Genomic DNA, 24,529 nt, shown 5'->3' with positions numbered 1-24,529 from the left:
TTTATATTTTTAAAGTAAGCTTTGGAGCGATGGTTTGCATCAAGATAACGGAAATATGCTGGCTCCGGCGGCGCCTCGTATTTATAGTAATATGCAGGTAATAAGATTCCATAAGAGCTGCATGATTTTTTAAACGTGCAACTGAAGATACTATGAAAAACGGCACACAAGTGTTGTGGCGCAAGGCACGATGCCCAACGCATTCATTACCTGTAACCAACAATTAAAACCCCCAGTCAACCACGCGGCGCAGGTATTTCCTGTCCTGTATAACCCAGGTTACTTCATAACGGCCCGCGCCTTCACCGTTTACCATATATATATAGTACTTGCGGTTGTCGGGCGAACGGTAAACATTGCAAAAAGTTTTTTGTTTGCCCTTTGCATCCGTATAATAAAGCTTAGGTTCATAGAGGTCTCCATACGCAGCCGCCGGCACAACAACGGTATCGCTTTCAATAACGGCAACCACAGATGTTATGCTGCGCGTTGGCACTTTATTTTCGGTGCCCCAGAAAGGCCTGTTATCTAATTTAACTGCATATTTATCATCATACCAGGTTACTTTATGTTTGGCGGCATCAAAACCGCCTGCTGTTATTTGCACAATGGCCGTATCGTTTGAAAAAACAAGGGTATCGTTGCTTACGCTTTCCAGCGGAAGCGCATTCAGCCTGTGCTTGGTAAGGCTTTCGCTTATACCGCCGAATGTAAACTGCGCCAGGTCTGCGCGAATGTCTTTCTCCTGCATTTTTAAAAAATTATCCTTCTTCGTTCTGTAATCAGGTATGTCATCCTGTGCAAAGGAATGCAGCACAATGCAGCAAAAGAGTATGGATAAAGCGGTACGCATGGCTTATTGTTGTTCCAGGTTTTTAAGCATATCTGCCGTTATTTTTTCAAGGTCATATTCATGTTTCCAGCCCCAGTCTGAGCGGGCAACTGCATCATCAATGCTTTGCGGCCAGCTATCGGCAATGGCCTGCCTGTAATCAGGCTCGTAAATTATTTCAAATTCAGGTATCTGTTTTTTTATAGAGGCTGCAATTTCAGCAGGCGAGAAGCTTATGCCTGAAATATTGTACGATGTGCGTACCGAAATTTTATCTGCCGGCGCTTCCATCAGTTCCATGGTGGCCCGTATGGCATCGGGCATATACATCATGGGCAGGTAAGTATCTTCTCTTAAAAAGCTGGTATATTTTTTATCTTCTATTGCATCATGATAAATTTCAACCGCATAATCGGTAGTGCCGCCGCCGGGGTCTGATTTATAACTGATCAAACCGGGATAACGCAGGCTTCTCACATCCACGCCAAAACGCTTATTGTAATAATTGCACCAGAATTCACCCGCATACTTGCTGATGCCATAAACCGTTATCGGCTCAATTATAGTTTGCTGGGGGCAATTTTTTTGGGGCGATGTGGGCCCAAAAACGGCTATGCTGCTTGGCCAGTACACTTTTTGCAGGCGCTCTTCGCGGGCAATATCCAATACATTTAACAGGCCCTGCATATTCAGGTTCCAGGCGAGGTTGGGATTTTTTTCACCCGTTGCAGAAAGTATGGCGGCGAGTAAATATATCTGTGTTACATTCTGGCGAATTACCTGCACATGCAGCATTTCTTTGTTCATTACATCCAGCGAAACATAAGGGCCGGTGCCATGCAGCAAAGGGTTTTCTTCACGCAGGTCACTGGCAATAACATTCGCATTACCGTAAATTTTGCGTAAAGCCATCGTTAGCTCCACGCCAATCTGGCCACTGGCGCCTATCACCAAAATCTTTTCTTTTATCACAAAAACCTGTTTATTATTTCGGAAAGCAGCAAACCTAATGAAAGATTAATTCAGATTTTTAAGGTTAATAAATTATTGGCAGATACACGTAAAAACCGCATTACAGGCAGGCCACTGCTCTTATAATGCCATTCATCGGGCGCATTTCAAATTTTCGCTTCATACGCGGCACTGCGGTCGGTGAGACACCGGCCGGTGGCGGGTTCTGCAGGTGGGTGTCACCAACCACCTGCGAAAATTTGAAATACACACCATTCATCTCAAACATTCCCATAGATTCGTGCATACTGTATATTTGAGCGGAATTAATTTGATAATTGATGCGGTTGTTTTGTTTTCTGAAAATTGTGCTTGTCTTCTTTATACTGCTGATTGCATTTACGCCAATAAATGGACAGCAAAACGTTACCACAAAATACCTGGGCATAGAAAACGGGTTATCCAATAATATTGTAACCGCCATTTTTCGCGATTATAACGGCTTTATGTGGTTTGGTACTTATGATGGCCTGAACAAATACGATGGCTATAATTTTAAAGTTTTTCGCAACACTATTGGCGACAGTACTTCCGTTAATTCCAATATCATTAATAAAATTGATGAAGATAAACTGCATAATATATGGATTGGCGGGCAGCGGGATATAAGTATTTATAATGGCGCAACCGCAAAATTTTCAACACCGCTTTATTCATTATACAACGGCGAACAAGTACGCAGCATACAGGATAATGTGATAGAAATAAAAATGCTTGGTAAAAACAATCTTACACTCATCGGCACTGAACATAGCGGGTTGTTTTATTTTAAGACGGTTAATAATGGCAGGCAGGTTGCTCTTTCTGACAAAGGAAAATTAATCGCTGATTATTATGTAAGCGCTATTGAATATGACAGTATAAAAAACATTGCATGGGTATTTATTCAAAACAAAGGCTTGTATACATACAACCTTTTAAACCACCGGTTAGTCCCAAAAAATAATTCCATTCAAAATGCCAATTGTTTAAAGCTTGACAGTGAGGGCAATTTATGGCTTGGTGAAGGCAACGGCCTGCATAGATATGATTATACCAGCAACACTTTCTCCGGCAACTATGTAAGTGAAAAAACATCTGTAACCAATCTTATTGAAGATAAAGATGGTTTATTATGGATCGCTACCGATGGCTCAGGCATTTTATTGCTTAAAAAAGATCAGAAGGCTGCATTGCCGTTAGCTTCTGTTTATAAAAACGGCAGCCAGCTTATTAACAGCAATTCCATATATGCTTTATATGAAGATGATCAGCAGAGAAAATGGATCGGCACTTTGCGTGGCGGTGTTAATATACTGGAGCCGGCAGCGGCGGCTTTTTCAAAAATTGTCTATGGAGAAGGGCAGCCGAATATATCGCCGGTCCAAAATTTTATTCTTTCCTTTTGTGAAGATGATGCAACACATGTTTGGGTGGGCACAGATGGCGCCGGCCTTCGTTACTGGAACCGCACAAATAACCGGTTTGATAATTACACGCACAACGGTAACACTTCATCCATAAGCAACGATTTTATTACCTCTGTTACAAAAGATGCGCAGCATAATATATGGGTGTCAACCTGGTTTGGCGGCATCAATAAATTCAACCGCCGGTCAAAGACATTCACACGTTACCGTTGTTTTAATACCCGCACAAAAACCTACAATAACCATTGCTGGTTTATGTTTGAAGACAGCCGCAAAAAATTATGGACGGCTGCGGTGCGCAACGGGGCGCTGTATTCTTTTAACAACAGGCTTAATAGTTTTGAGGAGTTTGATAACAGTTTATCGGAGATACAATGTATGGCAGAAGATGCCGCCGGCAACCTTTGGTGCGGCAATTATGCTTCCCTTATAAAACTTGATACGCTGCACAAAAAGCACATCTATTATAATATTGGCTATACGGTACGCAGCATTCATGAAGATAAAAACCATAATTTCTGGGTGGGTACGCAGGAGGGGGGCTTATTGCTTTTTAACCGCGCCAATCATTCTTTTAAAAGGTTTACAACGCAGGATGGCTTGCCCAATAACAGCATTCTGCGCATCCTGGAAGACGGGCAGGGAAACCTCTGGCTAAGCACCTTCAACGGGTTATCAAAATTTAACGTTCATAACAACACTTTCATCAATTTTTCTGAGGCGGACGGTTTGCAGAGTAACCAGTTTAGTTTTAACGGGGGGCTGGCTTTAAGCAGCGGCGAGTTTCTCTTTGGCGGTATAAAAGGGTTTAATATTTTTTATCCTGATAGCATTGCCGCGAAAGTTCCTGAACGCCCGCTATTTCTTTCTGCTTTAAAAATAAATAATAACCCTGTTGAGAATAATTTAGAATATGTGCATGAACGCGACTTTGAAAAAATAAAAAAAGTTGTCATTCCGTATAACGAGGCATCGCTGGCCCTTGATTTCCTGGCCCTGGATTATAAAGAAGCGGCTGATCTTAATTATGCCTACCTGTTAAAAGGGTGGGATAAGAACTGGAATTTTGTAAGCCACACCCGCATTGCCAATTATTCACGGCTGCACGAAGGCGATTATGTTTTTGAAGTAAAAGTAAGCGGCCCGGACGGCGTGTGGGGCGCTGCGCAGCCATTGCTGCAGGTTACCATTTTGCCGCCCTGGTACAGAACATGGTGGGCTTATGCTTTGTATATTTTTTGCGGGGTGGCTGTAATGTATGCCTACGCACAATATAAAAACCGGCAGGCCCGGCTTACTTACGAGGTGCAGTTGGCGCACCTGGAAACACAGAAAGAAAAGGAACTGAATGAAAAAAAGATAGATTTTTTTACAGATGTATCACATGAATTTAGAACGCCAATATCACTCATTATCAATCCCATAAAAGATTTATTGAATAAAAATGCTGAATTTAAAGAGCGCAGCGACCTCAAAGTTATTTACCGCAACGCGCAACGGTTGCTGCGGTTGGTAGACCAGCTTTTACTATTTAAAAAGGCAGAATCTGAATCAGACAAACTAAATCTTGTAAAACTGGATTTTTGCCGGCTTTGCCAGGATGTTTTTCTCTGCTTCACCGAACAGGCTAAATCAAAAAATATCAGGTATGAATTGCATGGCGCATCAAAACGCATCATGCTGGAGGTGGACAGAGAGAAAATGGAGATTGCCCTTTTCAACATACTGTCCAATGCTTTTAAATATACACCGGAAGGCGGGGAGATAGGATTTACGGTGGAAGAAACGGCGAAACAGGTTAAGGTTACCATTTCAGATTCCGGCGCCGGCATCCCGGACACAGAAGGCGATAAGCTGTTTGAGCGTTTTTACCAGCTAAAAAGAGCCGACAATAAAAGCGGTTTTGGCATTGGATTATACCTCGTTAAGCATTTTGTTGAGGCGCACAGCGGAGAAGTAACCTACAAAAGTGCACAAGGCACGGGCACTGCTTTCTTTATTACATTAAATAAGCCGGCTGTGGATGCAGCAGCCGTTTCTGTGGAAGACAGCAATGATGGCATTGCTATCCTGAACAAGGCATTACCTGAATTGAATGGGGCTGGTCAGCCGTTCCAAAAACTGTCTGAGTTATTGGGTGAATTATCAGAAAGCAATGAAGCGGAGAATGGGGAAGAAACGCCTGCCGTCTTTCCCGGCGGCATTGCCCATGAAAAACAAAGCCTGCTGGTGATTGATGATGACAGTGAGCTAAGGCATTACCTTAAAAATGTTTTTACAGAAACTTATACCGTTTATGAAGCGGCTTCGGCAGAAGAAGGCATTAAAATAGCGCATAAGCAACTGCCGGATCTGATCATCAGCGATATAATGATGAAAGGGCTTAGCGGCATTGACCTTTGTAAAACATTGAAGGAGGATGAAACCGTAAGCCATATACCTATTATATTATTAACCGCATCTTCGGACGAACTGCAGCTTGAGGGCATGCAAAGCGGCGCAGATGATTATATTAAAAAACCTTTTGACAACGACATTCTCCAGGCCCGCGTGCAGTCTATTTTAAAGCGCCGCAATGTTTTGCAGCACTATTTCTATAACGAGATTACGTTAGGAACAAACAGGTATAAAGTTTCGCCGGAGTACAAGGCGTTTTTAGAGAATTGTATGCGCATTGTGGAAGAACATTTGGAGGATGAACAGTTCAGCATAAAAACCCTGGCTGCCGAAATTGGCATGAGCCATTCTAACCTGTATAAAAAAATCAAAACTGTTTCCGGCCAAACGGTTTTGGGCTTTATACGGTATGTGCGCCTGAAGAAGGCAGCCGAGCTTTTCATCAATACGGAAAACAATGTAAACGAAACAGCCAATGCCGTTGGCTTTTATGATGTGAAATATTTTCGCCGGCAATTCTCCGGCCTGTTTGGCCTGAACCCTTCGGCCTATATAAAAAAGTACCGCAAGCCTTTTCATAATAATCAAAACCTGGAAGAAGGGTTCAAGAAGTAAGATTTGAATACTAAAAACGGAATACCATAGCCTCTGTTTTATAAATCATTCAATACCAGTACAATACTATTTTATTTTACGGTTTTATCCCTTTTTTGTTTACCAGTATTTTTCTTTAAAAAACCGAAAATGACCCCTTTTTTTGGCTGATTTGGCAACCATTGAAGCTATCCTGAACTGATACTTTTGCCTTGTTAATTGTTATTTTAACGTTTAAAATTGGTTGCCGGTGAAATAAAACTTCCAGAACGCTTTTGCTTCCATTCTCTTCTATTTTTTCAATTTAAAAAACAACTGTTAAATGAAATTCTTGCCAGTTAAAAGGCCGGGCAGTTTTGCCGCTGATGCAGGCCGAAAACTAAAACTAAAAATGCTGATTTTCTTTTTCAGCCTTTTCGCATCTTATTCTTTAAATGCCCAAACTGTTACAGTAACCGGAAAAGTAACCCTGGGCGATAGCACGTTGGAAAATGTTTCCGTACAGGTAAAAAACAGCGCTGTTGGAACGGTAACCGATGCAGAAGGCAATTACCGGATAAATGTGCCGGCAAACGGGGTATTGGTATTTAGTTATATTGGTTACCCGAGCCAGGAGCTTAACGTTAATGGCCAGTCTGTAATTAATGTTTCGTTTACTGCCGGTGCTACCCAGATAAACGATGTGATCGTGGTGGGTTACAGTTCCCAAAAGAAAGCGACGGTTACCGGTTCAATTTCCGTGGTGAAAGGCGCTGATATAGTAAAAAGCCCGCAGCCAAACCTGTCTAACTCGCTGGCTGGCCGTGCGTCAGGCATCATCTTAAATAACCGCAGCGGTGAGCCGGGTTATGACGGTTCCAGCATCTATATACGTGGCTTGGCCACTACCGGCAGCAACGATGTATTGGTGGTTGTGGATGGGGTGCCCGGCCAAATAGGCGGCCTTGAAAGGTTAAACCCCGCCGATGTGGAAAGCATTTCTATTTTGAAAGATGCTTCCGCTGCTATTTATGGAAGCCGCGCCGCAAACGGTGTTATATTAATCACCACCAAACGCGGCACAACGGGCAAGCCAAACATTAATGCCAGTTTTAACCAGGGCTTTTCTTCGCCCACACGTTTGCCAAAAATGGCAGATGCCGCCACGTATGCAGAAATAGTTAACGAAATAGATTATTACAATAGCCCGGATGGCGGCTTAAACCAGGCGTATTCTGATGACGAAATTACCAAGTTCCGTGATGGGAGCGACCCGCTTAACTATCCTAATACAGACTGGGCCAAGGCAACTTTAAAAAATACAGCTTTGCAAAACCAGGCCAATGTATCAGTAAGCGGCGGTTCTGAAAATGTAAAATATTTCGTGTCGCTGGGCTCTTTATACCAGGATGGATTGTATAAAAATGGCGTTACCAAATATAACCAGTACAGCTTTCGCTCAAACATAGATGCAAATGTTACCCAAAGGCTTAAAGTAAGTTTATACCTCTCCGGCCGTGAAGAAGGCAGGATTTATCCTGTGGCCAGCGCTGCAGATATTTTCCGGTCTATTTACAGGGCGTATCCCACGGTAAATGCTGTTTTTCCAAACGGGTTGCCATCGTATGGAATTGAAGGCTCAAACCCGGTAATGATGGTAACAGATGCCGGCGGAACCACTAAAAACCCCATACAGGTTTTTAATGGCATACTGAAAGGCTCTTATCTCATACCAGGCATAGATGGCCTTTCGCTGGATGGTTTTGTGGCAATTGACAGGTCATGGAATTTTTCCAAATCATTCTCCATTCCTTATAAGCTGTACACCTACGATGCATCTGACGAAACTTACAGCTCGGTGGTTGTGGGCGGTTCCAATGAGCTTGCCACCTTGACCGAAAGTTCGTATAACCAGGTACAGCTTACTGCGAATGCCAAACTCAACTATCGCCATAACTTTGGAAAACACGCCATAGATGCTTTTGCCGGTATGGAGCAAAGCGAAATAAGGAGTGAAACATTTGGCGCTTACCGGAAGAATTTTCCTACTACGGAAACACCTGAGCTTTCCCAGGGCGGCACGGCTTCAGATGATGAGACCAACTATGGCAGCAGCTATCATTTTACACGGCGCAGCTATATTGGAAAAGCCAGTTACAATTATGCAGAAAAATATTTGCTGGACGTGCAGATGCGCATTGACGGCTCTTCTACTTTTCCCGAAGGCAGCCGGTTTGGTTATTTTCCTTCTGTATCAGGCGGATGGGTTATTTCCAAAGAAAATTTCTTCAATGTTCCGGCTATCAGCAATTTAAAGCTTCGGGCCTCTTATGGTTTGCTGGGCAACGATAATGTTGACCTTTTCCAATATCTCAATACCTACGCTTTAACCAGCCAGTTGGTATTAGACGGGGAAATAGTGCCGGGCATTGACCTTACCAAACTTGCCAATCCGCAAATTCACTGGGAAACAGCCAAAAAGCTCGACATAGCTGTAGAGGCAACCTTCCTCAAAAACTTCAACCTGGAATTTATTTATTTCCAGCAGAGAAGGTCTGATATTCTTGCTACCAGAAATGCATCCATACCGAATGTGTCAGGTATAGTTAACCCCTATGGCGGAAGCCTTGTGCCCGATGAAAATATAGGAAAAGTGAACAGCAACGGTATAGAAGCCACGCTGGGTTATTTTAAACCATCGAAAGATTTTTCATGGGGCGTTAGCGGCAACTTTACGTTTGCAAAAAACAAGATTGTTTTCATAGATGAAGCTTCGGGCACGCTTTCTTACCAAAGCGAAACGGGCCACCCGCTTAATACCTACCTGCTTTATAAGTCAGTCGGCATTTTCCGTTCAGATGACGACATCGCCAAATACCCGCATCTGAGCACAGCGCAGGCCGGTGATCTTATTTATGACGATTACAATAGCGATGGTGAAATTACGGCAGATGATGAAGTGCGGAGCAAGTATGGCAATATTCCCCAAATCACGTATGGCCTTACTTTAAATGCTTCTTACAAAAATAAAATTGACATGGCCATGGTGTTTGCAGGCCAGGCAGAGGTAAGCCAGTATGTATTGCCCGAAAGTGGTACCGTGGGTAATTTTTACAGCAGTTGGGCCGATAACAGGTGGAGCCCCACCAATACAAATGGTTCATACCCGCGTGTGGATACCAGGGCATCATCTTCTGTAAACGGCGGCTTATATCCAAACACTTTCTGGCTGAACGATGCTTCCTTCCTGCGTTTAAAAAGCGTAGAGCTTGGTTATTCCTTCTCCGGCAACTGGATGGAAAGGCTGAAACTTCAAAGGGCAAGATTGTATGTAAATGCATTCAACCTGTTCACCATAACCAAGGTGAAAGACTACGATCCGGAGGGCAGCAGCACCAGTGGCCAGTTCTATCCGCAGCAACGCATCATTAACGTGGGGGCGACTGTAAGTTTTTAAACGTAAAACCAGAAAAAATGAAAAAAAATATTTTAATAAATTCCATATTGTTTACTGCTGTAGTATTGGCTGCATCCTGCAAAAAAGATTTTCTGAATGTAAATGCCACCAACCTCATTTCTGAAGAAGCCATATTTGCAGATTCCTCTTTGTTTGAAGATTATGTGGTAGCCCGTTACATAGGTGTAAAGCTGCAGGATAAAGAAGGCGAGGGCACGAACCCGGGCTTTGGCCGGGGCTTCGAATATGCGCTTTGGAGCTCTATTACCGATGAATCCATTTATACCAATGATGACAACACCTGGGTGATACAGGAAGGCCTCCTGACGCCTGCAACCCTGGGCATTGCCGGTACAATATGGGGCAGGAGCTACCGCAGCATCCGCGAATGCAATTATGCGTTGAACAATATTGACCAGGTAACCATGAGCGATGAGCACCGGGCCTATTTGAAAGCTGAATTGCGTTTTATAAGGGCTTACCGCTATCACGATCTCATCCGCAATTACGGCGGCGTGGTTTTAATGGGCGATAAAGTGTATAATCTTGATGACGATTTGCAGGACGCCGCTTTATTCACGCGCAGCACTTTGCAGGAAAGTATGGATTATGTGCTGGCTGAACTGGACACGGCTGCTGCAGGCCTGCCGCTTGATAACGGTGATAGCTGGGCTGTAGGCCGGGCAACAAAAGGTGCTGCGCTCGCACTTAAATCAAGACTCGCTTTATATGCAGCAAGCCCTTTGTATAGCGTGGGCGCCTGGGCTGATGCCGTTACGGCGGCACAAGCTGTTATTGACCTGAATAAATACAGCCTGTATAGCGGTGATTATGGCGATCTTTTCCTCGATGCGGATAACAGCGAAGCCATCTTTGCCAGATATTATACTACCAACGCCAATCATGTGTGCCTCGAAATAGCCAATGGCCCGAATGGTTATGGCGGCTGGGGCGGCAATACGCCCTTGCAAAACCTGGTGGATGATTATGAAATGGACAATGGCAAGCCGATTACCGATGCAACCTCCGGTTATGATGCCGGCAATCCTTATGAAAACAGGGATCCACGTTTTTACGCCACCATTTTATATAACGGCGCGGCTTATCGCGATGATACCGTTTGGACCTATACGCCGGGCGGAAAAGACAGTAAGGATGGCAACGATAACTGGAACACTTCATTAACCGGTTATTACCTCAAAAAGTTCATGAACGATGATTACCCGCTTACCAATCCCTGGGGCAGTGCAGGCTTTCAGCCCTGGTATTATCTGCGCTATGCAGAAGTGCTGCTGAATTTTGCAGAAGCTGCCAACGAGGCTTACGGCCCCGATGTAGTTCCTTCAGGCTCCACGCTTTCTGCCCGCACTGCCATTAATTTAATCCGGGAAAGAGCCGGTATGCCAGACCTGGATGCTGGTATGTCGCAATCGGCAATGCGTGATGCGGTAATATATGAAAGAAGGGTAGAGCTTGCATTCGAGGAGCATCGTTATTATGATGTAAGAAGATGGGAAATTGCCGAAACCACCGAGAATGTTCCTGCCTATGGCATGACCATAACATTGAACGATGACGGCTCCTATACTTATACGGAAAAAACAGCGCTGAGCCGTGCATTTGAAACACAGCACTACTGGTTGCCCATACCCCGCACAGAAATACTGGCAAGCGATAACCAGTTAGAGCAAAACGCGGGGTATTGATAAAGGGTCAATGTAGAAGCAAGCGAAAATTGTATATATAATCATTATTGGCTGATGGCCTGGGCTAAAACCCATTGTGCAAGGGTTTCAGATATATAAACCCAGGCTTAACTATGGGTTAGTAAAAAGCAAGCCCAATGCTATACCGGTTTTCATTAAGCCGGCCTTAAGGCCGGCTTAAATAGAACGCGCATTAACCGGCTTTAACCAGTTAAGCGTACAATAATGACAGGCAATACAATGCAAATAAATAATGTAATAAACCTTCAGTAATTACCTGTAACTAATGAAAAAACTTTTTAGCTGTATCTTTTTTATAACTGTAATAACAGCCTGTTCCAAGAACGTAAATGATAGTAGTGGGGATGATGATATTGATACGCCGGAAACCATGGCTGCTTCAGATACAGTTACCTCATCAACGGTAAATTTTAAAGGTGTTAACTGGGCCGACCTGGAGGATAATTTTGCCGATGGATGGCTGATGCTTTCCGGCCTTTCCGTGTCGGATGATGAAGCAACCGTAACATCAAAAGCCGAAACCATTTTATCGGCTTTTAAATCAAATGATGCAAATACAGTTCGCCTGCCGGTTAACCCGTCAACTGTTTTGCAGGACTGGTGGCCCAAACATGCAGCCGTTATAAGCCAGGCAGCATCTATGGGCATGAAAGTTATACTTGCTTATTGGGAAGGCGCTTCTTCAAAAGACGGACTGGTAGATAATGAAACAGCTTTCTGGCTGATGTGGGACAGGGTGGTGGCCAAATATTCAGGCAATCAGAATGTTTATTTTGAAGTCATGAACGAACCATATAGTTACAGCCTTGCTAACCTGGAAAGTTTATATACAACGTGGCTTGAAAAATATCCTGGTGTTCCCAAACACAGGATACTGCTTGACGGTGCAGGCTATGCTACTGATGTAAACAGCATTGGCGCCGACAGCCGCTTTGACAGTTGCCTTTTATCTTTTCATTTTTATACATGGTTCAATGGCGATTACGAAACCACAGCCGACTGGGAGCTGCCGGTTAAAAGCCTGGCTTACCCCAACCGTACAGTTATGACGGAATTTGGCACCACCATGACCAGTGGTAATGCTTTTACATCAGCGCCGGGCAATAATAATGAAGTTACTTACCTGCAGGGCATAACAAGCCAGTTGCACGATTTGGGCGTAGGCAGCGTATATTGGCCCGGCCTTCGCACGGATGATACATACAGCATGTTTGCTTACGATGGAAGCACGCTGACTGCAAATAATGAATCAGGCCTTGAACGTTTGCAATATGGCTGGGGCAGCGGCACTGCAAATGCTTTTTATGCAGATTTTGCAGCCGGCGCTTTTTATAAAGTGATAAACAGGAACAGCAGCAAAGCTTTGGATGTAAACAGCAGTTCAACAGCTAATGGCGGCAATATTATACAATGGGATTATTCGGGCGGCGATAACCAGCAATGGTCATTCAATACATTAAGCGATGGTTTTTTCTCCATCATTAATAAAAACAGCTCGAAGGCGCTTGATGTAAATGACGCTTCTGCCGATGCAGGCGCAAGTATTGTACAATGGGATTATTCAGGCGGCGCCAGCCAGCAATGGCAGATAACCGATATAGGTTTTGGCTACTACAAAATCATCAATAAAAACAGCGGCCAGGCATTGGATGTAAATGGCGGTTCCACCAGTAATGGCGGCGATATTATTCAATGGTATTGGAACAATGGCTTTAACCAGCAATGGCTGATAACAACACCTTAAATTTAAAAAATGTGTACATGTTTTTAAAATTTAAACAGTCAGCAACCATATCAGCACAGTTATTATTTCTTTCCTTTTTCCTGTTGTTATTTCAATTGGCAACAGCGCAGCAGCAGGATAAAATTATTATCAATATTAATGTTGACAGCATTTATCAAACCATCCGAAATTTCGGTGCGTCTGATGCGTGGAGCGGGCAGTTTGCAGGTAATTGGCCTGATGCAAAAAAGAATGCTATTGCAGATTGGCTTTTCAGTACCGATACTTTGGCAAACGGAAATCCAAAAGGCATTGGTTTGAGCCTATGGCGTTATAATTTGGGTGCAGGCAGCGCGGAGCAGGAAGATAACAGCGGTATAAAGGATGAATGGCGCCGTGCCGCATTAACAACCGGCAACAGCGAAAAAGTACAGGCACAAAACTGGTTTTTAAAAGCAGCGAAACAACGCGGTGTTACACAATTCCTTGGCTTCTTCAACAGCCCGCCGGTAGCGCTTACAAAAAACAATAAAGCTTTTGCCCATAAAGGCATTTGCAATATTGATAGTACAAACTATGCTGCATTTGCTAACTATGCAATGAAAGCAATGCAACAAATAAAAGATGAAACCGGCATCAGCTTTAATTATATCAGCCCTGTAAATGAGCCGCAGTGGGATTGGAGCGATAGCGGGCAGGAGGGAAGCCCTTATACCAATAAAGAAATTGCCGGTATTGTAAAGGCTTTTAATAAAGCTTTTCAGCAGGATAAAACAGATGCAAAGCTGTTGATAACAGAATCAGGCAGCCTTACATACCTGCTTCCTGCCGGCGATAAAAGAGACAAAGATGAACAGGTGAACGATTTCTTTAATGCCGCATCACCTTTATACGTTGGCAACCTGTCAAACATAACATACGCAATTGCTGCGCACAGTTATTTTACCACATCTCCTTTTAATAAAGCCATTAAGTTAAGAGCAGCCGTAAACAATTTCGTTTCTAAAATAAAAGACCTTGAATACTGGCAATCGGAATATTGCATTCTTGGCGATAATGCCGGCGAAATAAATGGCGATAAGCGGGATACAGGTATGAGCTCGGCCTTATATCTTGCAAGGGTTATTTATACCGATCTTGTTTATGGCAATGCCTCTGCCTGGCAATGGTGGCTGGCCATATCGCCATACAACTATAAAGATGGATTGATCTATATTGATAAGAATGAAAAAGATGGCAATTATCACGATAGTAAAATGCTTTGGGCAATGGGCAATTACAGCCGTTTCATCCGCCCGGGCATGAAGCGCATAAAGATGGATATGAGCATGGACAGTTTATATGCTTCGAGTTTTGCAGATGCTGCCAAACACAGGCTGGTATTGGTTTTTGTGAATACAGCAGCAAGTAAGAAAGCTGTTGGGTTTAGCAGCAAAACTATTCCGTCAAACAAAAAAATTATTACTTATACAACCAGCGCAACGCAAAGCCTGGAAAAGAAAATTATTGCAGCGAAGGACCTGGCCATACCTGCAAAAAGCGTAATAACGGTTGTATATGAACCGTAATCCCGGATGGCTTTAACCCCTTTGGAAAAGTGCAGAACAGCATTAAATAACAATAACCGATATACTGATGAAGAAATTATTATTGCCCGTATTACTATTACTGCTTCAATGCACGCTGTTTGCACAAAAAACAGCCCATACGTTTACATTAAGCGATACCGCTTTTTTACTGGATGGAAAGCCATTTCAGATTATTGCCGGCGAAATTCATTATCCGCGTGTGCCGCGGGAAGCCTGGCGGCAGCGCATGCAAATGGCAAAGGCGATGGGCATCAATACCATTGGCACGTATGTGTTCTGGAACGTGAATGAACCGGAAAAAGATGTGTTTGATTTTACCGGCAATGCCGACATAGCAGCTTTTGTAAAAACGGCGCAGGAAGAAGGCTTGTGGGTGGTACTGCGGCCATCGCCTTATGTATGCGCCGAATGGGAATTTGGCGGTTATCCGTACTGGCTGCAGAACGAAGGTATGCAGGTGCGCAGCAAAGACCCTGCATACCTTGCCGAATACAAAAAATATATTGATGAGCTGGGCAAACAACTGGCCCCTTATCTCATCGTAAACGGCGGTAATATTTTAATGGTGCAGGTGGAGAATGAATACGGCTCTTACGGCAGCGATAAAGCATACCTTGAAATAAATAAAAAGATGTTCATTGATGCCGGCTTTAAAGGTTTGCTATACACCTGCGATCCCCCGAATGACATGGCAAAAGGCAGGCTGCCCGGCCTGCTGGCGGCTGTGAATGCCGTAAATAAACCCGATGTATTGAAAAGCTGGATAAAACAAAACAACGATGGCAAAGGGCCGTTCTTCGTGGCAGAATGGTACCCGGCCTGGTTCGACTGGTGGGGCGAGGCGCATCATACGGTTCCGGCTGCACGGTATGCTGCAGAGCTGGATGAATTGCTGGGCGCCGGTTTTTCCATGAGCATGTACATGTTTCATGGCGGCACCACAAGAGGGTTTATGAATGGCGCAAACTGCTACGACAGCTCTTACTACCAGCCCCAGATCAGCAGCTACGATTATGATGCGCCACTGGATGAAGCGGGCAATGCAACAGATAAGTTCATGCAGTTTCGCGCCGTAATTCAAAAGCATGTAAATTATACGTTGCCTGATGTGCCTGCTGCCAAAAAATCAATCGCCATTCCTGCAATAAAATTTACTTCATCAGCAGATGTTTTTTCTATATTGCCCAAACCTGTTACGGCGCAGCAACCGCTTTCGTTTGAAAAACTAAACCAGGCTTATGGCTATGTTGTATATCGCACCAAAATAAAAAATGCAGCCTCCGGAATGCTTGCTGTGAAAGAATTGCGTGATTACGGCGTTGTGTTTGTGAACGGTAAAAAACAAGGAGTGCTGAACAGGATGCTGAAACAGGATAGCCTGCAGATTGAATTATCGCAGGGCGAAAATACTATTGATATACTGGTTGAAAATATGGGCAGAATAAACTTCGGCCCCAATCTTTTAAAGAATAATAAAGGCATTACTGAAAAGGTAACATTGAATGGAAAAGAGCTGCGTGGCTGGCAGATGTATTCATTACCAATGAAAGATATAAGCAGCATCAAATACAACAACAAACCGTTAACCGGTGCACCGGTTTTAAAGAAAGCATCGTTTACGCTGGCTGAAGTTGGCGACACCTATCTTGATATGCGCAAATTTGGTAAAGGCTGCGTTTGGGTAAATGGTCATAACCTGGGCCGCTACTGGCAGGCGGGCCCGCAGCAAACTATGTATGTGCCTGCCGAATGGCTGAAAAAAGGCAGCAATGAAATTATAGTGTTTGAAATGATAAAGCCCAATGTGAATGAAATTTCGGCTTTGGACCAGCCCATATTAAACGATCTTGATGAAACCTATAACAAACAGTTGCTTTCAAAATAATCTGCGCTGTATTTTTAAAACATGAAGAAGAACATATTTATCATCATCGTTTTTATTGGCTGCATGAAAATGCAGGCGGCTGCACAGGCAAACAACAATAAACTTACTGCGTACCTCTTTGCTTATTTTACAGGCAACGATAAAAGTGAAGAAGCCATTCACTTTGCCATTAGCAAAGATGGCTATCATTATTATGCTTTGAATGATGACAGGCCGGTAATCACTTCAGATACCATCAGCGAAACGGGCGGTGTTCGAGACCCGCATATTTTACGCGGCGCAGACGGCAAAACTTTCTACATGGTGGCTACCGACATGGTTTCGGCCAACGGCTGGAACTCAAACAGGGCAATGGTTTTATTGAAGTCTGGCGATTTAATTCACTGGTCGCATGCAGTTATTAATATTCAAAAAACATATCCCAACCAGGAAAAACTGGAGCGCGTTTGGGCTCCTCAAACCATTTATGATGCTGCCGCAAAAAAATATATGGTTTACTGGGCCATGAAGTATGAAGATGGCAGCGATAAAATTTATTATGCATACACCAATAAAGATTTTACGGCATTGGAAGGAGCGCCAAAGCAATTGTTTTTCAGCCCGGGCAATAAATCATGCATTGATGCAGACATTGCAGAAAGAGATGGCGTTTATCATCTGTTCTTTAAAACCGAAGGCCACGGCAATGGCATTAAACAGGCTGTTTCCAAAAACCTTACGCATGGCTATGTTATGCAGGATGCTTACCTGCAGCAAACAACAAAACCTGTTGAAGGCTCAGGCACTTTTAAACTGAACGATGGCAGCGGTTACATACTCATGTATGATATGTACACGAGTGGCAGGTATCAATTCACTTTCAGCAAAGACCTTGAACATTTTAAAGCGATAGATAATGAAATATCCATGAATTTTCATCCGCGCCATGGAACGGTAATGCCCATTACCAATGCAGAAGCAGAAAGGCTTTTGGGGAAATGGTTTAATACAGATGCGCTTGCCGGCACTGCATCCAGTCCATCCATAAAAAAAATAAATGTTGAACTTGATACAGCCAATGCTGTATTAAGCCTGCCGGTACAGCCGGGCACTGATCTTAAAGAATTCGATCCTCAGTTTTTGCAGTTGCCGGGCATAAACATTACACCAAAAGGCGCTGTTGATTTTACCAAAGGCGCCGTTACCTACACGTTGCAAATTGCCGGCACTTCAGCCCGCCATTATAAAGTAAACGCTGTTGTAAATGGTAACGCTTTGTTCAATGGATTGTATGCCGATCCTGAAGTATTGTACGCGCACAAAACCAATAAATATTATATTTATCCAACGAGCGATGGCTTTACCGGCTGGTCGGGCACTTACTTTAAAACATTCTCATCGCCCGATCTCGTTAACTGGAAAGATGAAGGTGTAATACTTGATCTGGGCAAAGATGTTTCGTGGGCCAACCGCAATGCATGGGCGCCCACCATTATTGAAAAAAAGATTAACGGGCAATACAAATATTTCTACTATTTCTGTGCTGCGCAAAAGATTGGTGCTGCAGCGGCGGATGATCCGGCAGGCCCTTTTACTGATGCCGGAAAGCCTTTAATAACAAGCCGCCCTGCCGGTGTAAAAGGCGGGCAGGAAATAGACCCTGATGTATTTGAAGACCCTGTTACGGGCAAAGACTATTTGTATTGGGGCAATGGTTATATGGCAGTTGCAGCGTTGAATAAAGACATGATTTCCATTGATACAAACTCCATTACAATAATCACACCTGATAATACTTTCCGGGAAGGCACGGAAGTGCTTTACCGAAAAGGCAAATATTATTTTATGTGGAGTGAAGATGATACACGCAGCCCCAATTACCGTGTGCGTTATGGCTACAGCGATTCGCCAACAGGAAAAATCATCGTTCCGCAAAACAATATTGTTATTGAAAAAGATACAACACAGGGCATTTACGGCACCGGTCATAATTGCGTGCTGAATATCCCGGGCACGGATGAATGGTATATTATTTATCACCGTTTCAACAGGCCGAAAGGCATAAGCATGGGCGATGCGGCCGGGTTTAACCGCGAAGTATGTATTGATAAACTGGTGTTTAATGAAGACGGCAGCATACAACAGGTAAAACCAACATTAACCGGCATTACAGAACCGGTGGCGCCAAAGTTGAAAAACGAATAATTGCCGGGTAATACGAGATTAAATGATTATCTGCTTAAAGCTCCAATAACGGGCATCTTTCAAATTTTCGCTCCTTGCATAATTTTTTGTTCCGGCAGCAGGAACAAATGATTATTGAATAACACGAATGAAGCTTATCTGTAAAGATTATATATTTAAGCTGCAAAACATATTTGCAGGTTTAAGCTGGTTAATATGGAGATAAGCATTGCTAAAGCCAACGTTCAGGAATTGCAGCCTTTGCGTGATTTGTTTCTTCATGAAAACAAGATTGAGTTTGTATATAACAAATGCCATTTGTACGGATGGGCAGATACGTATGCATTTACCATTGATAATGTAATAACCGGGTATGGGGCTGTATGGGGCAAAGACAAGCGGGAAGACAGGGATACGATTTTTGAGTTTTATATGATTGAAGCTTTCAGAAAATATGCTAACCTGGTTTTTAAAAAGTTTAAAGAGGCCTGTGGCGCCACATTTATTGAGTGCCAGAGTAATGATGTATTGTTGTTTTCGCTGCTTTGTGAACATGCACAGAATATACATGCCGGGGCTATTTTGTTTGAAGATAGTTTTCAAACAAATTTTTATCATCCTCAATTGCTGTTTGAAAAAAATAAAACACCCGGAAGCCACCCTGATGACCGTTCTTATATTCTGAAACTGCACGGCGAGACAGTGGCTGCCGGCGGATTAATGCTTAATTATAACAAGCCTTATGCAGACATATATTATGAGGTAAAAGAAAACCATCGTCGTAAAGGCTACGGCAGTTTTATGCTGCAGTTATTAAAACAGGAAGCCTATGCCATACAGCGGGTGCCTGCCGCACGCTGCCACATAAAAAACAATATATCAAAAGCAGCCTTGTTAAAAGCAGGCTTTAAAACCTGTGGGTTTATGCTTACCGGAGAGATAAAAAAAGAAGCGTAAGTTTTTCTGCAAATAAAACCTCTTTGCTTTACGGGGGCACGGCGTTTGTATAACTAAGCCAATGCATTTATCTTTCTTTGTATAAGTTGTTTGTCTGCTGATGTTTTTGCCAATTCCAATGCTTTTAAAAAATGCAAAAGGGCTTTTTGCTTATCCCTGCCTTTATATAACTCCCCTAATAAGGTATGATACAAATGGCTGTATGCAAGCTGCAGCTTACCGGCTTCTTCAATAGCTTCATCTATGCTGTTAGCCTTTGATAAAGCATAGGTTCTGTTCAGCGCAATAATGGGTGAATATTCCAGCATGAGCAACTGGTTGTAGAGCTGTAAAATATTTTCCCATTTTTCTCTGGTATCTTCTTTATGCGTGTGCCAGTAAGCAATGCCCGCTTCCAGGTGATACCTCGATAGCTGGTTTCCCTGCGATGATTGTTGTAAAAAATAGTTGCCTTGCTGTATCAGTTCCTTGTCCCACAGCGTTTCATCCTGCTCATCGTATAAAACCAGCCCGCCGTTTTCATCAAGCCTTGCATCAAACAGGGAAGCATGAAAGCTCATTAAAGCAAATAAAGCGTTCACCTGCGGCAGGTTAGTGTGCGGGTTTTCTATCAGCAGAAAACTGAGCCGCATTGCTTCATAACATAACTCTTTATGCAGCACGTTTTTGTTTTGCGAAGTATAATAACCTTCGTTATACAGCAGGTATAACGTTCTTAATACGGCATCCAGCCGGTTATTGATTTCATCAGGAGGCGGCAATTCAAGGGAGATGTTTTCTTCACGCAGTTTTTCTTTTGCGCGCACCAGCCTTTTATGGATCGTTACCTTATTGGTTAAAAACGCAGAAGCAATTTCATCAATGCCAAAGCCGCAGAGGATGCGCAAAGCCAATGCTATCTGCGCTTCTGCAGCAATGGAAGGATGGCAAACGGCAAACATCATTTTCAACTGGCTGTCGTGTATGTTTTCATCGCTCAAATCAATCTCCGCTTCTTCGCTTTGTGCAGCATTGTACTTTATCTGGGGCAATATTTTATCCCGCAATATGGTATCATGCTTCAGGTAGTTTTTTGTTTTGTTTTTTGCCACTGCAGTAAGCCATACAGCAGGATTGTCGGGCAGGCCTTTAATGCCCCATGTTTCCGAAGCCTGGAGAAAAGTGTCGCTGGCAATGTCTTCTGCGGTGGCAACAGGCGGGTGTCCACCATAGCCGTCAACTTAAGCCCGGAGGGCTTGAATTTGAATAGCCGTGAGTGAAACGCACGGTAAAAATGTCGAAGTTTTTGTTGAACCCGCGGCGGCGGGTTCAATATCAAAACCGTTTCATTTGTCCATCGGTGCAACCGATGGCTATTCAAATTAGACCCCATTCGGGGTATTTTATAGCTCATATTTCTTAAGTTGACGGCTATGTTGGAGACACATACCGGTAGGGCTTTACAGGCGGAATGCCCTCACCCGCCTGCAAAAAATATTATTCACCTTACCTTCATTGTTTTTCATAACCGCATTGTAAAAAATGGATAGTTATTTTAATGTGCTTGCGCAATTTTCCGAACTGTTGCCTGAAACCGAACTTGCCGTTGCCAAAGTGCTTACAAAGCTTGAACTGCCAAAAGGATATGTATTGGTGCGGCAAAATACGGTTTGCCATTACCTGTATTTTATTGAAGCAGGATTAACCCGCACTTTTTATTATAAGCATGGCAAGGATGTTACGGACTGGATAAGTGCCGAGCGCTCATTTGCAGTTTCTGTTTTAAGTTTTATTACACAACGGCCCGACAGGCGGATTATTGAGCTGCTGGAGCCATCCGTTATCTGGGCAATGCATTATGATGATTTTGAAAACCTGTGCAAACACCATCATGATTTTGAACGGATAGGAAGGCATTTGACTGCTTCAGGCCTGGTTCAGCTTCAGAAAAAATTTGATGAACTGCATTTCTCTACCGCACAGGAGCGTTATGAAACATTCATGCAATCCAATCCAAGTTTTATTCAAAGGGTGCCGCTTGGAATTATTGCTTCCTACCTTGGTATTACACAGGAAACACTCAGCAGGATACGCTCCCGGATATGCTGATATAATCCGATTTCTCCTGTAAGTTTTATTGTTTTTTTGACAGCAGTAACCTTTGATGAAATTTTTCATGCTTACTTTGTGTAATCTTCGCATGAAAAATTTCATGCCGGTTTGTATAATGCAAAATACTTCTGCACTTATTGTTTCTTTATTGTTGTCCTGCAGCCTGTATGCCCAGCCTGTGCAAGTGATCTTTGATTCTGATATGGGGCCTGATTACGATGATGTGGGCGCCATTGCATTATTGCATGCTTTTGCCGATGAAGGCAAAGCCAATATTCTTGCCACGATAGCCAGCACAAAATATACGGATGTTGCCGTCGTATTCAGTGTATTCAACACTTATTTTAAAAGGCCTGATATACCCATAGCCGTTCCCAAAGGCGAAGCGCCTGACCTGCGGGATTTTCAGCACTGGAGCGATTCCATCGTAAAAAATTATCCGCATGCCGTAAACAGCAACAGGGATGTGCCGGATGCCGTGGCTTTGTACCGCAGGGTCTTAGCCATTCAGCCAAACAATAGTGTAACCATAATTACAGTAGGCTTTTTAACCAATCTTAAAAACCTGCTGCAATCAAAGGCCGATATGTTTTCGCCATTAAGCGGTGAGCAACTGGTAAAGCAAAAAGTAAAGCAACTCGTAAGCATGGCAGGCAGGTTTCCTGCAGGCAGCGAGTTTAATATCAATAAAGATTTTGTTGCGGCCAAATATGTGTTTGATCATTTTCCGGCGCCTGTATTGTTTTCCGGGTTTGAGATAGGGGAGAAGATAAAATGCGGCATCCCGCTTATTCAAAACGATTCTATTGAACAAAGCCCGGTAAAAGATGTTTTCCGTATTTCAATTCCGCAGGCGAAGGAAGACAGCGCCGGCAGAAAAAGCTGGGATGAAACCGCCGTGCTGGTGGGCGTTAAAGGTTATAAAGACTGGTACACGGTACAGCAGGGAAAAATAATCATCAGCGATAAAGATGGCAGCAATACCTGGATGGATGATAAAACTTCAAAACAATATCATCTTGTTGAAAAAGCGCAGCCGGCTGTAGTGCAGGAGCTGATTGATAGATTGATAATGTATAAACCGGGAAAGGAGGAGTAATAATACACATTGCCTTTGTGTTAATATGTCCCACATTGCCGCCTGCTGCTGGTCTTCTTCACCAGTTGCACCCAGCACAACTTACAGCACATCCCGCTTCGCCTCGATGGTTTTCTGCGTTTCTTCCTGGCTGGCATATTCTTCTTCAGGCTGCGGTAAAATTTTTATAACAGCTTCCTGCAGCGATATTACAGACGATGCAGAATACAGGCCAATGTATTCGCCTGAATAAGTATAATCAATCAGCGTAAGCTTTACAATGCCATCAACAGAAACTTCTATATAATTCCCATAACTCAGCAGGCTGAAATGAAAGCTCCTGTCTTCATTCACCTTAAAAAGGTTTGACTGTATATCGTTAAATATAAAATTGCTCCTGTCGTTGTTGGGATTGTATCCCCATGTCCTTATTTTCACCACGCCGTTCGATACGTCGAAGGAAATATAGTAACCATTGCCATCTTTATCAATATCGGTAACAATGCCCAGCTTGCCCATGCCCTCCACGTTAATCCTTCCTTCCCATATAAATGCGGTGGATGGCTTCTTAAAATAAAACACCTCATAGCCGCTTCTCGATCCGCATACCCATTTATTATCGTTTAAAAAAAGCGATGCGGTAGGATTATTAAATAAACAGGCTACCTCTTTTATTTCATGCTGCAATACCTGGCCTGTTACCATTTGCTGCCAGCGGTAATAGGTTTTTAACAGCAGTCTTCCTTTATCATCGGTGTCAAACTGTTTTGGCGGCGGCAATACCCGTAAGCGGTCAACGGTGCCGGCATAAAAAAAGTTAAACACCAGCAGATGGCTGCCATCCTGCACCGTTCGCGCTGCATAATTGCCCAGCGGCAATACCACATCGGAATGAAATGAATGGTATTCGCCCAAAAATTCCGGCGCAAACCAGTAGCGCACTTTTATATCTTCCCGTATGGAGCCCAGCAGGTAAAAACGCCCATGCAGTTCAAATACACAAGGGCATTCAATATCGTCATAAGCCATAGGATAAATTAATGGCGGCAGAAATTCGGCGCCGTCATCCTTCAGCTTAATTAAACCTGCACAACCCCGGCGGGAAATAGGGCCTTCATTGCGCCTGGCACAAACCACCAGATAAGTGTCGCCATTATAGTCAAAGCGAAAAGGATCGCGAAAGCTCAGCCATTTGCGCGGGTTATCTTTCCTGCACTCATAATAAATACCGGGCGGCTCAATAAATAATGCAGGCTTATCCGTTTTACGCCATTCAATTAAATCGTCAGAAACTGCAAAACCAACCCGTGATATAATACCACGGTCTCGTCTGGCCAAACCGGTATAATACATAATGAATTTGCCTTTGTCTTCCCGCACATCCATCGTCCAAAGCATATCATCGTCCCAATCGCCGGGGTCGCCCACAAACAGGGCATTTTTGGTGCGGCGCCACGACATGCCGTCTTTTGAAACCGCATGCGCTATATAATCGTGATTGGGTATGATAAGATGGAACAGATGATACACGCCATTGTGGATTATTACTGTTATATCGCCTATTTCCCATTCATTAAAGCCGGAACCTGAATACATACAACTTGTTTTACAATCTGTTGAAATAAGTGCAAATATCT

Annotated in this window: 15 protein-coding genes; 10 read left to right on the top strand and 5 right to left on the bottom strand. The window is 43.5% G+C overall.

Features of this window, described 5'->3' with window-relative positions; all coding sequences use genetic code 11:
• Window positions 1-223: 223 nt before the first annotated feature.
• The 3 genes from QM629_RS05245 to QM629_RS05235 form a co-directional block, all read right to left on the bottom strand.
• Window positions 224-853, bottom strand: a complete 630-nt coding sequence (locus QM629_RS05245) for a hypothetical protein (RefSeq protein WP_415157917.1) — start codon at window positions 851-853, stop codon at window positions 224-226.
• A 3-nt stretch (window positions 854-856) separates the two neighbouring features.
• Complete coding sequence (locus tag QM629_RS05240; protein ID WP_415157915.1) at window positions 857-1,804, bottom strand: NAD-dependent epimerase/dehydratase family protein; 948 nt, start codon at window positions 1,802-1,804, stop codon at window positions 857-859.
• 100 nt (window positions 1,805-1,904) lie between these two features.
• Window positions 1,905-2,090 (bottom strand): hypothetical protein, encoded by a 186-nt coding sequence (locus QM629_RS05235; protein WP_415157913.1) that lies wholly within the window; start codon window positions 2,088-2,090, stop codon window positions 1,905-1,907.
• A gap of 61 nt (window positions 2,091-2,151) precedes the next feature.
• On the opposite strand from QM629_RS05235, the gene QM629_RS05230 reads away from it, so the two are divergent.
• The 8 genes from QM629_RS05230 to QM629_RS05195 all read left to right on the top strand — a co-directional run bounded on the left by QM629_RS05230 (window position 2,152) and on the right by QM629_RS05195 (window position 19,723).
• Window positions 2,152-6,264, top strand: a complete 4,113-nt coding sequence (locus QM629_RS05230) for a two-component regulator propeller domain-containing protein (protein ID WP_415157911.1) — start codon at window positions 2,152-2,154, stop codon at window positions 6,262-6,264.
• 301 nt (window positions 6,265-6,565) lie between these two features.
• Window positions 6,566-9,679, top strand: coding sequence for a SusC/RagA family TonB-linked outer membrane protein (locus tag QM629_RS05225; protein WP_415157909.1), 3,114 nt, complete (start codon window positions 6,566-6,568; stop codon window positions 9,677-9,679).
• Window positions 9,680-9,696: 17 nt separating this feature from the next.
• Window positions 9,697-11,385: a RagB/SusD family nutrient uptake outer membrane protein gene (locus QM629_RS05220; RefSeq protein ID WP_415157907.1), complete on the top strand. Its 1,689-nt coding sequence runs from the start codon at window positions 9,697-9,699 to the stop codon at window positions 11,383-11,385.
• A 286-nt stretch (window positions 11,386-11,671) separates the two neighbouring features.
• Complete coding sequence (locus QM629_RS05215; RefSeq protein WP_415157905.1) at window positions 11,672-13,150, top strand: RICIN domain-containing protein; 1,479 nt, start codon at window positions 11,672-11,674, stop codon at window positions 13,148-13,150.
• Window positions 13,151-13,167: 17 nt separating this feature from the next.
• Window positions 13,168-14,697, top strand: a complete 1,530-nt coding sequence (locus QM629_RS05210) for a glycoside hydrolase (RefSeq protein WP_415157903.1) — start codon at window positions 13,168-13,170, stop codon at window positions 14,695-14,697.
• A 67-nt stretch (window positions 14,698-14,764) separates the two neighbouring features.
• Window positions 14,765-16,603 (top strand): glycoside hydrolase family 35 protein, encoded by a 1,839-nt coding sequence (locus QM629_RS05205; protein WP_415157901.1) that lies wholly within the window; start codon window positions 14,765-14,767, stop codon window positions 16,601-16,603.
• A 21-nt stretch (window positions 16,604-16,624) separates the two neighbouring features.
• On the top strand, window positions 16,625-18,787 hold the full coding sequence (locus QM629_RS05200; protein WP_415157899.1) for a family 43 glycosylhydrolase: 2,163 nt from the start codon (window positions 16,625-16,627) through the stop codon (window positions 18,785-18,787).
• 195 nt (window positions 18,788-18,982) lie between these two features.
• Complete coding sequence (locus tag QM629_RS05195) at window positions 18,983-19,723, top strand: GNAT family N-acetyltransferase (protein WP_415157897.1); 741 nt, start codon at window positions 18,983-18,985, stop codon at window positions 19,721-19,723.
• 53 nt (window positions 19,724-19,776) lie between these two features.
• On the opposite strand, the gene QM629_RS05190 is transcribed toward QM629_RS05195, so the two are convergent.
• Window positions 19,777-20,814, bottom strand: coding sequence for an RNA polymerase sigma factor (locus tag QM629_RS05190; RefSeq protein ID WP_415157895.1), 1,038 nt, complete (start codon window positions 20,812-20,814; stop codon window positions 19,777-19,779).
• Window positions 20,815-21,244: 430 nt separating this feature from the next.
• Between QM629_RS05190 and QM629_RS05185 the strand changes: the two genes are divergently transcribed.
• Together QM629_RS05185 and QM629_RS05180 are read left to right on the top strand one after the other, a co-directional pair.
• Entirely contained in the window at window positions 21,245-21,811 is a 567-nt protein-coding gene (locus QM629_RS05185) for a Crp/Fnr family transcriptional regulator (protein ID WP_415157893.1), read from the top strand.
• Window positions 21,812-21,902: 91 nt separating this feature from the next.
• Entirely contained in the window at window positions 21,903-22,913 is a 1,011-nt protein-coding gene (locus QM629_RS05180) for a nucleoside hydrolase (protein ID WP_415157891.1), read from the top strand.
• 81 nt (window positions 22,914-22,994) lie between these two features.
• On the opposite strand, the gene QM629_RS05175 is transcribed toward QM629_RS05180, so the two are convergent.
• On the bottom strand, window positions 22,995-24,488 hold the full coding sequence (locus QM629_RS05175; RefSeq protein ID WP_415157889.1) for a glycosyl hydrolase family 32: 1,494 nt from the start codon (window positions 24,486-24,488) through the stop codon (window positions 22,995-22,997).
• Window positions 24,489-24,529: the final 41 nt, after the last annotated feature.

The organism is Parafilimonas sp., assembly GCF_047606085.1.
Classification (GTDB): domain Bacteria; phylum Bacteroidota; class Bacteroidia; order Chitinophagales; family Chitinophagaceae; genus Parafilimonas.
Note: the sequence above shows the minus strand (reverse complement) of the source record. Positions and strands in the feature narration are given on the sequence as shown.

What these genes read in the sequence shown, in the direction of transcription:
- QM629_RS05195 (WP_415157897.1), top strand. Translation starts at nt 18,983, where the DNA reads ATGGAGATAAGCATTGCTAAAGCCAACGTTCAGGAATTGCAGCCTTTG.
- QM629_RS05185 (WP_415157893.1), top strand. Translation starts at nt 21,245, where the DNA reads ATGGATAGTTATTTTAATGTGCTTGCGCAATTTTCCGAACTGTTGCCT.
- QM629_RS05220 (WP_415157907.1), top strand. Translation starts at nt 9,697, where the DNA reads ATGAAAAAAAATATTTTAATAAATTCCATATTGTTTACTGCTGTAGTA.
- QM629_RS05200 (WP_415157899.1), top strand. Translation starts at nt 16,625, where the DNA reads ATGAAGAAGAACATATTTATCATCATCGTTTTTATTGGCTGCATGAAA.
- QM629_RS05225 (WP_415157909.1), top strand. Translation starts at nt 6,566, where the DNA reads ATGAAATTCTTGCCAGTTAAAAGGCCGGGCAGTTTTGCCGCTGATGCA.
- QM629_RS05205 (WP_415157901.1), top strand. Translation starts at nt 14,765, where the DNA reads ATGAAGAAATTATTATTGCCCGTATTACTATTACTGCTTCAATGCACG.
- QM629_RS05180 (WP_415157891.1), top strand. Translation starts at nt 21,903, where the DNA reads ATGAAAAATTTCATGCCGGTTTGTATAATGCAAAATACTTCTGCACTT.
- QM629_RS05235 (WP_415157913.1), bottom strand. Translation starts at nt 2,090, where the DNA reads ATGCACGAATCTATGGGAATGTTTGAGATGAATGGTGTGTATTTCAAA.
- QM629_RS05245 (WP_415157917.1), bottom strand. Translation starts at nt 853, where the DNA reads ATGCGTACCGCTTTATCCATACTCTTTTGCTGCATTGTGCTGCATTCC.
- QM629_RS05215 (WP_415157905.1), top strand. Translation starts at nt 11,672, where the DNA reads ATGAAAAAACTTTTTAGCTGTATCTTTTTTATAACTGTAATAACAGCC.
- QM629_RS05175 (WP_415157889.1), bottom strand. Translation starts at nt 24,488, where the DNA reads ATGTATTCAGGTTCCGGCTTTAATGAATGGGAAATAGGCGATATAACA.
- QM629_RS05210 (WP_415157903.1), top strand. Translation starts at nt 13,168, where the DNA reads ATGTTTTTAAAATTTAAACAGTCAGCAACCATATCAGCACAGTTATTA.